At 36.5% G+C, this 12,572-nt stretch carries 13 protein-coding genes; 10 read left to right on the forward strand and 3 right to left on the reverse strand.

Translation table 11 applies throughout. The features are described 5' to 3' along the window. The first annotated feature begins 6 nt into the window (after positions 1-6). The 10 genes from NH288_RS03480 to NH288_RS03525 all read left to right on the forward strand — a co-directional run bounded on the left by NH288_RS03480 (position 7) and on the right by NH288_RS03525 (position 10,273). Positions 7-1,161: a haloacid dehalogenase-like hydrolase gene (locus NH288_RS03480; RefSeq protein WP_265213105.1), complete on the forward strand. Its 1,155-nt coding sequence runs from the start codon at positions 7-9 to the stop codon at positions 1,159-1,161. Continuing rightward, positions 1,151-1,594 carry a MaoC family dehydratase gene (locus NH288_RS03485; RefSeq protein ID WP_265213106.1) on the forward strand — a complete coding sequence of 148 codons (444 nt, stop codon included), beginning with the start codon at positions 1,151-1,153 and terminating at the stop codon, positions 1,592-1,594. Before NH288_RS03480 ends, NH288_RS03485 begins: the two co-directional genes overlap by 11 nt. Positions 1,595-1,987: 393 nt before the next feature. Beyond that, a complete protein-coding gene (locus tag NH288_RS03490; protein ID WP_265213108.1) occupies positions 1,988-3,199 on the forward strand; it encodes a dicarboxylate/amino acid:cation symporter in 1,212 nt (403 codons plus the stop codon). Between the two features lie 91 nt (positions 3,200-3,290). Next, on the forward strand, positions 3,291-3,950 hold the full coding sequence (gene sdaAB / locus NH288_RS03495; protein ID WP_106461174.1) for an L-serine ammonia-lyase, iron-sulfur-dependent subunit beta: 660 nt from the start codon (positions 3,291-3,293) through the stop codon (positions 3,948-3,950). 9 nt (positions 3,951-3,959) lie between these two features. Further along, positions 3,960-4,871 carry an L-serine ammonia-lyase, iron-sulfur-dependent, subunit alpha gene (sdaAA, locus tag NH288_RS03500; RefSeq protein ID WP_265213110.1) on the forward strand — a complete coding sequence of 304 codons (912 nt, stop codon included), beginning with the start codon at positions 3,960-3,962 and terminating at the stop codon, positions 4,869-4,871. Positions 4,872-4,969: 98 nt separating this feature from the next. Beyond that, positions 4,970-5,662 carry an AraC family transcriptional regulator gene (locus tag NH288_RS03505; protein WP_265213112.1) on the forward strand — a complete coding sequence of 231 codons (693 nt, stop codon included), beginning with the start codon at positions 4,970-4,972 and terminating at the stop codon, positions 5,660-5,662. Positions 5,663-5,777: 115 nt separating this feature from the next. Further along, positions 5,778-7,172 carry an alpha/beta hydrolase domain-containing protein gene (locus NH288_RS03510; protein WP_265213115.1) on the forward strand — a complete coding sequence of 465 codons (1,395 nt, stop codon included), beginning with the start codon at positions 5,778-5,780 and terminating at the stop codon, positions 7,170-7,172. 14 nt (positions 7,173-7,186) lie between these two features. Continuing rightward, positions 7,187-8,572, forward strand: a complete 1,386-nt coding sequence (locus NH288_RS03515) for an MFS transporter (protein WP_265213117.1) — start codon at positions 7,187-7,189, stop codon at positions 8,570-8,572. Next, the gene (locus NH288_RS03520; protein ID WP_265213119.1) at positions 8,569-9,435 is read left to right on the forward strand and encodes an amidohydrolase family protein; all 867 of its coding nucleotides are present in this window, start codon (positions 8,569-8,571) and stop codon (positions 9,433-9,435) included. Before NH288_RS03515 ends, NH288_RS03520 begins: the two co-directional genes overlap by 4 nt. Positions 9,436-9,496: 61 nt before the next feature. Then, on the forward strand, positions 9,497-10,273 hold the full coding sequence (locus NH288_RS03525; RefSeq protein ID WP_265213121.1) for a Cof-type HAD-IIB family hydrolase: 777 nt from the start codon (positions 9,497-9,499) through the stop codon (positions 10,271-10,273). A gap of 49 nt (positions 10,274-10,322) precedes the next feature. On the opposite strand, the gene NH288_RS03530 is transcribed toward NH288_RS03525, so the two are convergent. The 3 genes from NH288_RS03530 to NH288_RS03540 all read right to left on the reverse strand — a co-directional run bounded on the left by NH288_RS03530 (position 10,323) and on the right by NH288_RS03540 (position 12,572). After that, on the reverse strand, positions 10,323-10,919 hold the full coding sequence (locus NH288_RS03530; RefSeq protein ID WP_265213122.1) for a histidine phosphatase family protein: 597 nt from the start codon (positions 10,917-10,919) through the stop codon (positions 10,323-10,325). Positions 10,920-10,927: 8 nt separating this feature from the next. Next, complete coding sequence (locus NH288_RS03535; protein ID WP_265213124.1) at positions 10,928-11,830, reverse strand: alpha/beta hydrolase; 903 nt, start codon at positions 11,828-11,830, stop codon at positions 10,928-10,930. A gap of 124 nt (positions 11,831-11,954) precedes the next feature. Further along, a complete protein-coding gene (locus NH288_RS03540) occupies positions 11,955-12,572 on the reverse strand; it encodes a hypothetical protein (protein WP_265213125.1) in 618 nt (205 codons plus the stop codon).

The following is a 12,572-nucleotide window of genomic DNA, read 5'->3' on the forward strand; positions in this document are numbered from 1 at the left end:
GGAAGAATGAACAAGTCAATTAAAAATACTAATTTCAACGATAGACTTCAAAAAGCCATAGAGAATTTGCTCGCAAGACATGGCAGTGAGAATGAAGACTACAGGGCAGATAAGAAGCCCTTTGCAGTCTTTGATTGGGATAATACCTCAATTATAGGTGATGTAGAAGAGGCACTTTTATATTATATAATTACCCACCTAGCCTTTAAGATGGATCCTGAAGAGCTTATAGAAGTAATAAAGAAAAATGTCCCTTCTGACAATCTTGATGAAAAATTTAATAATCTAGATGGAGAGCCTGTAAATATAGACCTCCTTGCTAGTGATATAAAAGAAGCCTATGACAAACTTTACGGGACAGCTAAGAGCCTTGGAGGGGATATTGACCTAGAGGATTTGTTAGATACCAATGTCTACAAGGAATTTGTAAGTAAGATGTTTTATAGGTACAAAGCTATCAGGGCAAGGTCTGATGCAAGGGAAGACTATTGTTGGATGTCATTTTTGCTTACAAATTACACCACAGAAGAGCTTTATAATCTCTGTCAAGATGCCTTTGCCTATGTCAAAAAAGAGACCCCTAGAAGGGAAATCTTTACATCTCCAGATATAGAAAGCTCCGCAGGAAGAGTTGAGATATCAATCTTTGTGGGCTTGGGTGACATAGATGAAATGGCAAAGCTCTATAAGACTTTAGAATCAAATGGAATTGACGTTTATATAGTATCAGCCTCCTTCATAGATATAGTAAGGGCTTTTGCCACATCAGGGGCCAATGCTTATGGATTTGACAAGGACAAGGTCCTTGGCCTAAGGTTAGAAAAAGATGGTGATGGTAAAGTTATTCCAAATCTTGACCCAGCCTACCCTCCAACCCTTAAAGAAGGCAAGGTCCAAACTATAAATAAATTTATAAAAAATCCAAATAATTACGGGCCAATCATGGTCGGGGGCGATAGCGATGGCGATTTTGCCATGCTTACAAGCTTTGATCAAACCGACCTAGGCCTTATAATTGACAGGGACATAGGAGGAAAGATAAATGACCTTAAGGCTCTTGCCCTAGATGGAGATAATAAATACCACCTCCAAGCAAGGGATGTCAGAGCTAAGACCTTTATAAAAGAAAAAAGATCTAAGGAGCTTAAGAATGTATTTTGAAGATTATGAAATAGGAATGGTATTTGACAAGGAAATAGAACCCATCAAATTTAGCGAAGAAGAACTGATTTGGGCTGGAGAAAAATACGACCCAAGGCCAATCCACACTGATAAAGAAAAGGCAGCAGCAAGCTCTTTTGGAAGGATAATCTCGCCAGGTTCTTATTCAAACATGGCCTTTTGGGGCCAATGGGTAAAGACAGATATAGATAAGCCAGGCATAGTGGCTGGCATTGGTATAGAATACGGCAAATGGCTAAGACCAGTCTATCCTGACACTTTATATGATATAAAAGTCGAAATTGTAGATAAAAAAGTTAGAAAAGAAGGGGTAAATGGTGCAGTCACTTATTTAATGACAGCGACAAATCCTCAGGGAGAAGTAGTAAGCGAATATTGTTGTACAGGACTTGTAAGATTTAAACCTAAATAAAACAATCATCCCTTATTAGAAATTTTTGTAGGAAATCTTACAAATGATTTCCAATAAGGGATAATTTTTGATAAAAAATAAGAAATTTTATGAATTTTTTTAAAAAAAATTATAAAAATGTAAGGGCTAACATCCTTTATAATATCAAGTTGATAATTTTCAAACAAAGAAAATCATTGATATTTTTTGGCGAATCCTCCCTCAAAGTGTTGACATAAACGTTTTTATCATATATAATCTAGTCAGATAGGAAATACAAATTGATATAGATTTTTGATAAATAATTAGTAATGATTTTGGGATAAGGCGAACCAGGTATATTTTAGAAAAAATCTACTTTTTTGATTCTATCGATTGCAAAGGTTTACATATTACATAAACAAGGAGAGAAAAATGAAAAAAATTGGTTTAATTCCAAGAATGATTTGTGGTATAATCTTAGGTATCTTAATAGGATCTTATCTACCAGAATCAATAGTAAGAATTTTTGTGACATTTTCATCTATCTTTGGTAACTTCCTAAACTTCATAATTCCACTTATGATTTTAGCATTCGTTACTAAGGGTATAGCAGACCTAGGAGAAGGAGCTGGTAAGCTTTTAGGTATTACAGTAGCCCTAGCTTATGCATCTACTCTTATCGGTGGTTCTGCATCATACTTCATGTCAAGGGCAATCTTCCCTAACTTTATCAACGAAAGTCAAGTAGCAGCTATCCAAGCAGCAGATGAAATCAAGCTTGAACCATATTTTACCGTTGAGATTGCACCATTCTTTACAGTTACAAGTGGTATTATATTCGCCTTTATGCTTGGTATCTGTATTTCATGGTTAAGGAAAAAAGGCTCTGGCAAGTACCTATATGGAGCAGTTGATGAGTTTAACCAAATCATCACCCAAGTATTAGCAGTAGCTATAGTTCCAGTACTTCCATTCTTTATCATGGGTAACTTCGCTAAGATGGCCTTTACAGGTTCTGTATTCGCAGTTCTTTCAATTTTCTGGAAGATATTTATCTGCATTATAGCCCTACACTTAATCTACATCACAATATTATTTGTGGCATCAGGTTCATATGCAGGCAAAAATCCATTTGCTATGCTTAAAAACCAACTTAGGGGCTACTTTACAGCTGTAGGTACCCAATCTTCAGCAGCAACAATTCCAGTTAACCTAGAATGTGCTGAGGCAAACGGCGTATCTCAACCAATCAGAGACTTCGTAATTCCATTAGGAGCTACAGTTCATATGCCAGGTTCTATGATTACAATTACAGGTTGTGTATTTACAATACTTACAATGTATAACATGGACCACTCATATGGCCTAATGATCCAACTTATAGCTATCCTTGGTGTAGCAATGGTAGCAGCACCAGGAGCACCAGGTGGAGCAATCATGTCAGCACTTCCATTCCTACCAATAGTAGGAATTAGCCCAGAGTCAGCAATGGCAACATTAGCTATTTCTCTATACCTAACCCAAGACTCATTTGGTACAGCAGCAAATATCTCTGGTGATACAGCTCTAGCAGTAGCAGTGGATAAATTCTATCACAGAAATATCCTAGGAGACAAAAACTGGCAAGCAGACCCAGTTAAATAATAAGATTAGTAAAATTTTGCAAGATAAGGGGATGTTAACAAAATATCTATTGGGTTAACTCCCCTTTATAATTTAAGGAAAAGGAGAAATTATGGCAGTAAATGCTTCAATTTTTGAGATAATGGGACCAGTCATGGTCGGACCATCAAGCTCTCATACAGCAGGAGCTTGTAGGATAGGCAATATAGCCAGGAGAATGGTCGATAGAAATTTCAATGAAGTAGACTTTTATCTACACGGTTCTTTTGCCAAAACCTATAAGGGACATGGTACAAATAGAGCTTTAGTAGGTGGAGTTTTAGGTTATGAGCCAGATGATGATAGGATAATAAATTCATTTGACTATGCAGATCAAGCTGGAATTAAATACAACTTCTTAGAAACAGACCTAGGCGATGTACATCCTAATACAGTAAAAATAGTCTTCAAATATCCAGACAGAAGCCCACTAGAAGTCCAAGGTTCTTCTATAGGTGGTGGATCAATAGTAATAACCAAGGTAAATGGCAATCCTATCGAATACAACGCCACAAAGCCAACCCTCTTTATGTCTTATGGCGAGCAAAAGGGAGTAATAGCCTTTGTATCAGGAGTGCTATTTGAGTATGGTTATAATATTCACATGATGAAGACAATCAAAGATGGTGACAATGTAATGTTAGTTTGCGAGCTTGATGAACCACTCAAAGAAGGAGTCCTTGAGGAAATCAGAGCTGGTAAAGACTTCACCTTCTTAAAATATATAGAATAGGATAGAAATATGCTTACAACAATGAAATTACTAAAAGAAAGATGCGAGAATGAAAATCTCAATCTTTGGCAATTAGCTATAAAAGATGAAATAGAAAATACAGGCAAGACTGAAGAAGAGATATTTGCTAGACTTCAAAAGACCTTAGATGTTATGAAAGCATCTGCACAGCGTGCCCTAGAAGAAGACGTAAGAAGCGTAACAGGCATGACAGGCGGCAATGCCAAGAAGATGAACGAATACTTCCTAGGCGGGGAAAGTGTCCTAGGAGATACCCCATCCATAGCGATGGCCATGGCCCTATCAACATCAGAAGTCAACGCAGCCATGGGAAGGATAGTAGCAGCACCAACAGCAGGCAGCTCTGGAATAATCCCAGCTACCATGATGACCATGTACAAAAAATACGGCTATGACGACAGGAAGCTAAAAGAAGCCCTCCTAGTAGCAACTCAAATTGGCCAGGTAATCTTCGATAATGCGACCTTTGCAGGTGCAGAAGGCGGTTGCCAAGCAGAAACAGGATCAGCAAGTGCTATGGCAGCAGCTGCAGTATGCTACCTCAGAGGCTATGACATCCAAACCCAAGAAAATGCCGCAACAGCAAGCCTACTAAATATCATGGGCCTAATCTGTGACCCAATAGGCGGTATGGTAGAATTCCCATGCAACCTAAGAAATGCAAACGGCATAATGAATGCCCTAGCAAGTGCTGATATGGCAATGGCAGGAGTGGCAATGTTTGTAACCTTCGATGAGGCTGTAGAAGCTATGAAGAGAGTAGGAGACTCCCTACCAGAAAGACTTAGAGAAACAGGAGAAGGCGGCATAGCAGTCTGCCCATCAGCCCTAAAACTAAGAGATAAATATATAGACAACCCAGAAAAGGGACAAACAGTAGAAAACGAAGCCAAACACTAAAAAATTGGGGAAGAAATTCCCCATTTTTTTATGCCTTTTTTTAAAAAATATATTTTTTGGAAAAATTTTGGGAATAATCATAGTAAGAAGGAGGTACTATGAAAAGGTATGAAATAGAGAAAATAAATAAGCAAAGAGATGACTTTCTTAAGGCTGTCAAAGAATCTGACCTTGACTACATAAAAGAATTTTTCCCTCAAGTAAAGCTTATTTTTACAGGAGAAAAGCTTGGAATAAGAGGAAGGGTAGCCAAGGATCCGCTAAGAAGTCTTAAAAATATAACCCTATCCTACAACACCCTTTATTTTGTAAGCGCCTTAAGTGGCGGGATGGATCCTCTAATTGGCCATTATATGGCCGAAAAATATGCGATTATGATTGAATACACTGATAATGAAGAGGACTTGTGGAAAATACACGAAGAAATGCTTAATAGGTATGCTTCAAGGGAAAATAGACTCCACAACAAGGGCCTTGATACCTTATCTAGAAAGATAAATGCCTACATAGATAATAATTTCATGGAAGATATAAATAATGATAGCTTGGCCTCTCATTTTAACATATCTAAGGAACACATGATGAGGACTTATAAAAAGGAGACGGGAGATACAATAAATAATTATATAGTAGCCAAGAGAATAAAGGAAGCAAAAGACCTCCTTCTCTTATCAGACCTATCCATGACAGAAATAGCCTTTAGGGTTGGATTTAAAAATTCTCAATATTTTTCTAACTCCTTCAAGAAAAACACAGGTTTTTCTCCAAAAGACTACAGAAAATCAAAATAAAGTCATTAATTTATAAAAAATAGTCATTTTTTTAGAAGAATTCATCTGGGAAAACCTATATCATATAAGTATAAGTTTATTTTTTAACTAGCAAGAATAAAAAAGGGAGGAAGCGATGAAGGTTTTAGGACCGATAGAAGTAACAGAAAATTCGCATCCATTTTCATCTATGAAATTTGCGCGAGAAGTGATAAATGTAGAAGATTATGGTTTTGTAGAAGAAGAGTATTTTGTATCAGATCTTGCCAATGTGTATGATTTTGACAAGGATAAGGAAAAAGTTTTCAAATTTCAGGAAAACATTCCCTACACTACAAGAATTTTAGTAAGAAGACCTATTTCTAAAGAAAAATTTACTGGTAGATGCTACATAGATATAATGAATGCTTCAAATAACTATGATATAGAGGACTTGTGGAGAAGATCTTACCTACATATCATGGAAAATAACCATATGTATATAGGAGTTACATCCAAACCTACAAATATTTTGTCCCTAAAGAATTTTGACCTTGATAGGTACAGATCCCTATCAATGCCTGCCAAAAATCCTGCACCTCAGCCAGCAGCCCTAGATACAAGGACAGGGTCCATAGATGGGTGTGAAGATGGGCTTATTTGGGATATTCTCTATCAAGTAGGAAGGGAAGCTAAGAATAATCCACAAAGTTTCTGTGGTGGTCTAGATGTTAAATATCTTTACTTAAGTGGCCAAAGTCAATCAGGTATGTATCTAAATACCTATATCAACTTTATGCATAATTATTACAAGGACCAAGGCTATGAGAAAGTATATGATGGTTACCTATCCTTAGCTTCTGGAGGCTTGACAAGAGCCTTAAGGCAAGACCCTGATGAGAAACTAAATTTTGCCATAAGACCTAGCCGTGAAGAAGAAATAGATGTACCAGTTATAACTTTTAATACCGAGTGTGACTACCACTTATTTGGGACAATGGGTGATGGTCTAGTAAAGACAAAGAATGAAAATTCGCCTACAAATAAGAGAAGGTATTATGACATGACTGCAGCAGCACACACAGACGCAGCAAGTCCATTGGTTCCAACCAATGAAGAGATAGAAAAGACCAAATGTCCACCAAGAATTCTAGATAATGAATATGATTTTAGGCTAAATGATTTAAAATTTGACTATTACATCAATGCCATGCTTGATAGGCTCCACGAATGGGCAACAGGAGGAAACCCACCTGAAATAATAGAAGCGATTGACTTTGAAAATACAGATGCTTACGGTCACCATCTGGGAGGCTTAAGATCTGTTTATCTATTGGTGCCAAAAGCTTATTACCAAGCATGTGACTTCCCTGGATCTACAAATGGAAAGATGGAATTTTTCTCAAAGGAAAAAATGGAAGCAATTTATGGAAGCTTCGAAAATTATTTAGAGAAGTTTAAAGAAGTTGCCAAGGCTCAGGCCAAGGAAGGTCTTTTGACAGAAAAAGATGCCCAAAGAGCCATAGACTGGGCAGAAAATTTAAATGAGTAAGAAGAGGAGAGTTTATGAAAACTAGAGAATTTAGACCTTTTAGTAAAAAGGATCAAATAGGATATATAGCAGGAGATATGGCAGGTTCCTTTGTAAACCTCACCATGGATGCTTTCTTCCTGGTATTTTGTACATATGTACTTAAGGTAGACCCAAAATTCATGTCTGGTCTATTCTTATTTGCCAGACTTTTTGATGCCATCAACGACCCACTTATAGGATCACTTCCAGATAGGTTTTCTATCGGTAAGAGTGGAGATAAATTTAAGCCATTTATAAAAATTGCCATGTGGCCACTAGCTATATCCATTCTTTTAGGATTTTTTGATGTTACAAAATTAGGATTTTCAACAACAGCCACCCACATCTGGGTAGCCTTTACCTATATCCTTTATGGAATGAGCTACACAGGTACATCCATGCCATTTGGAGCTATGGCTACAGTAGTTACCTTAGACCCAACAGAAAGGTCAAAGCTATCCGCAGCTAGAGCCATCGGTGGTACAGCAATCGGTTATGGATTCTTATCTATAATTCCAATGTTTATTTGGGATGCTAACAAGAACCCAAATCCAAGCGGTTACACAATTGTATCGATAATAGCAGCCCTAGGCTGTATAATCTGCTACTACATCCTTTGTGGTCTAACTCAAGAAAGATATGCCCACCTAGCCCACAAGGCAAATGATGGCAAGAGTGGTTATTCATTTAAAGAAGTAATAGGACAAGCATTTAAAAACAGAGCAATGCTCGGCATCATGTTTGCATCAATAGGATCATTAATCTATATAACAGGAAACTCTCAATTTGGTGGTTTTATCTTTAAGGAATTCTACCAAGCACCAAAGATGCAATCAGTAGCTATGTATGTCCAATTGCCAGTAACAATTGCTATGTTCTTTATAGTGCCAAAGATGCAGGCGAAATTTGGAAAGAGAAATCTCCTCCTAGCCATGCTCACATGGAACTTTGCCCTATCTTTATTTATATTCCTAAAACCACTTGAAAATGTAACAGCCTACATTATCCTAAACGCCCTAGCCAATCTCGGTCAGGTGACCTTCATAATGGTAGTTTGGGCCTTTGTAGCAGATGCAATCGACTATCACGAATATAAATTTAATTCAAGAAATGACGGAACCCTTTATTCTATCTATACCTTTGCTAGAAAAATCGGTTCAACCCTTGCAAGTTTTGGAGCGACAGCTGCTCTAGCTGCCATTGGTTTTGTAGCTACAGCTGAAGTTCAAAGTCCAGAAACTATATCTGCAATTAGATATCTAGGTACATCTATACCGCTAATTGCAAGCATTATAGAGATAATCGGAATTAAATTCATTTGGAATTTAACCAAAGAAGACTCTGAAAATATTACAAAAGCTTTGAGAGATTCAGAATGAAAAAAATAGATATTCATATCCACACTTCTAAGGATAGTGGTCATAAGATAAATGGCCAAGAGCTGATAAACAAGGACCAAATGATAAAATCAATGGCAAAAAGAGGGGTAGATAAGTCTGTCCTCATGTCTTCATCAGCCAAAGAATCAGATTTGTTGTCAAACGATGAACTTAGACAGATTTGTCAAGATTCTGATAGGTTTTACTATATGTCTATGGTTGATTTTGAAAAAGATATTTATGAACAGTTAAAAAGAGAAAAGGACCTAGGCTCAATTGGGGTCGGAGAACTTGTTTATAATAAGCCTTTCAACAGCCCTGAAATTTTTGAGCTCTTAGAAGCAGCTGAAAGCCTAGAGATGCCAGTTTTATTCCATATGAGTCCACAAATTGGAAAGTATTACGGAGTCTATGACCTAAAGGGACTTCCTTATCTAGAAGAAGCTCTAAATAGATTTAAAAACCTAATATTCATAGGTCATTCTCAGGCCTTTTGGTGTGAGATTTCTAAATATGATGACAACGACCCATCTTACAGAGATTCTTATCCAGAAGGGCCAGTTGTTGAAGGTAGGATAGGTGAATTGATGAGAAAATATCCAAATCTCTATGCAGACCTATCAGCTAATAGTGGAGCCAATGCTATCATGAGGGATAAAGACTACGGAATTTCCTTCATCAAAGAATTTTCAGATAGGTTATTTTTTGGAACTGATACCTATAATAAAGATCAAGAATTCCCACTTGATGCTTATTTAGAAAAGCTAGGTCAAGAAGGACTAATAGAAAAAGAAGAATTGGAAAAAATTTATTACAAGAATTTTGAAAGAGTTTTTAAGATTAAAGAAAAACAAGGCTGCTAGCAATAAGCTAGCAGCTTTTTTGGAGTAAGTTTTATGATATAATAAAAGAAAAGGAGAAGATATGCAAGATATAAAAATAATTTTTTTCGATATAGATGGCACCCTGATAAGCCTAGATAAGGACGATATTTCAGCAAAAACTAGAAAAGCCCTAAGTGCTCTTAAGGAAAAGGGGATAATTCTTGTAATAGCTTCAGGCAGGTCGCCAATCCAGATTCCTCACTTTGACGGTATAGATTTTGATTGTCACTTAACCTTCAATGGTTCCTTGTGTTTTAATGACAAAGACCAAATTTTTTCAAACCCACTTGATAGGGCTGATGTTTTAAAATTGATAGAAAATGCCAAGGCTATGGATAAGCCTTTGGGTCTTGCAAGCAGGGATAGATATGTAGCAAATTATTTAAATGATGATCTAGGAAAATATTTTTCTTTCGGCTCTACTATGCCAGACATAGTAGATGATATAGGGAAATTTGTAAGAGATAATGATGTTTATCAAATGGTCATGCCTATAAAAAAAGAAGAATACGAAAAAGCCTTAGCTGGCACAGATAAGCTTAAAATCACAGCTTGGTGGGATAGGGCAGTTGACATAATCCCTCATGATGGGGGCAAGGGCAGGTCTGTAGAAAAAATCCTAGAATATTATGGTTTTGACAAAAACGAGGCCCTAGCTTTTGGTGATGGGGATAATGACATAGAAATGTTTGAGCAGGTAAGGGGTATAGCTATGGAAAATGCTTCAGAAAACCTAAAAAATATTTCCTTTGATACCTGTAAGAGCGTAGATTCAGATGGAGTCTATTATTATTTGAAGGATAAGGGCATAATATAAAGCTTACCTTCTCAATGAAAAAATCCCACCAAGCGGTGGGACTTTTAGATTATTTTACATCCTTAGCAGGTTCGTGGATTTTTACAAATTTAAGTTTGTTATTATCATCTACATCGTATTCAAGGATGGCACAATTTCCTAAGTGGCCTGGCTTATCCTTTTCTGGATTATCCAAGGTTGAAAGGACGTGGGTCCACATGGCGCCAGCGTGGCTGACCATGAGGATGGTATTTGCAGTTGACTTTTCAAGGATTTCTTTGATTGTCCTGCTCATTCTAGATGCAACTTCCTTATCGCTTTCGCCACCCCAAGGTACGAAAAAATCTTCGTGGGTCATTTGGTCAGGGCGTCTTGGTACTTTTTGGAGGATTTCAGCTTCACCTTCCATCATGCCAAAATTCCACTCTTTAAGGCCCTTGACTCTTTTGTAAGGGATGTCTGTTATAAGCTCAAGTGTATCGCAAGCTCGCTCCTGGGTAGATGAGTATGCCTCATCAAATTTTATGTTATTTTCTTTAAAATATTCCCCAACCTTCTGGGCCTGGCGGATGCCAAGGTCTGTGAGTGGAGAATCGCACCAGCCTTGGGTCATACCCTTGAGGTTAAAAAGCGTTTGTCCGTGTCTAACTATATATAATTTTCTCATAATTCCTCCTATAAATTTTTCAAAAATAAAATCATCTGGCCAATTGCTATAATAGACTCTGGCCATTTTGGATAGCAAACGGGAAAGACGTGGCCGAGAGCTTGGTCTATTCCTTTTCCAAAGTCAGCAAATTCATAAAATCCGCTTCGTTCGTCAAGATAGTCCCTAAGGTCATAAGAGTGGTCTCTGATAAAATCTTCCTTGCTAGTTTGTATAAAAATCGGGCAAGGATTTACCTTATCAAAAATATTAATCATGTTTTTAGCATAAGTTTTTAGATCATTATGCTCTAAGCCGCCTATAACAAATTCATTAATACTTGAAAATGATCCATCATCTGCAAGCCTAGTCATAGGGGAGATAAAGACCATGCCATCAATTTCAATCGTTTGGGAGAAAATCCCAAATAAATCTTGAAGTTCGCCACTATTTATGATTGCAAAGGCAGCCATGGCCAAATAGGCCCCTGCTGAATCAGCACTTATAAAAAGTTTATTCATATTTAGGTCAAATTTCTCATGATTATTATAAATAAAAGAAATGCCACTTATAATATCAGAGATTTGCTCTTTAAGACTTACTTGAGGAAGTAACCTATAATTAAGGCCTGCTACATTAAAACCAGCCCTAGCAAAATCTATATTCATATTTTTATCAAGCTCTTTTCTCCCATAAACAAGGCCACCGCCGTGGATATTTATTATGGTAGGCAGGATTTTCCCCATATTTTCTTCGTTATAGTAAATATCAAAGAGATGAAAATCATCACCATCATCAATATATGCAAGGTCAGCTTCAACAATCACCCCATCTGTGGGATAATCTTGCTTAGCAAGTCGCTTTCTGTCATTTGTATCCATGTCATTTATGATTTCTTCTAAGGAGTGGTTTGGATAGAGGTCTTTAGTCATGTAAAAATATTCCTTCCTTTAATCTTACTATTATTTTACATTTTTAAAGAATGATTAAAACCTCCACCGGTAATCAGTGGAGGTATTTGCTTAATCTAAATCTTCGTTTATTAAGAATTGTTTTTTAATTATATTTTTTTATTTCGATATCCTTAAAAAATCCTTCTGTACCGGTATCTACAAATAAACCTAAGCTTCCTACGGATTTGCTACCGTGAATTAAATCATTTATTTCTAAAATGGGATTTGAAAAATCATTTACATAAAATGAAGCTCTCTCACCATCTATAACTGCTTTTAAATCTATCCATTCATTGAGCCCTATATTAACTTCGGCCTCTGTATTTGGAATATTAAACTCTCTAAAATATTCAAATGTGTAACCAGGGTATGAAAAATATTGACAACCATGCGATCTTCTAACCTTATCAGGATGTCTTCCGTTAGTAGGTCTTAGATAAAATGATTCAAATTTTGAGTTTTGTTCATTCACTCTAAAAGCTATTCCTATAAAACCTCTTGCGAAATCAGGTGCATCTTCTAGTAGTCTTGACATCATCTTAAGCCTAATCTCACCATTTTCCATTTCTATATTTGTAATTTTAGCTATTGTATTTTCATCGAATTTATTTATTTTTTTATTTTTAACTACTCTAATAACCTCTTCATTATCAATTTTTACTATTGATACATCTGTATTAACCGCCTTAATATCAAAATTATTAAAGTCTAAAGATTCCAT

Source organism: Anaerococcus sp. NML200537, assembly GCF_026131715.1.
In the GTDB taxonomy this organism is placed as follows: domain Bacteria; phylum Bacillota; class Clostridia; order Tissierellales; family Peptoniphilaceae; genus Anaerococcus; species Anaerococcus kampingae.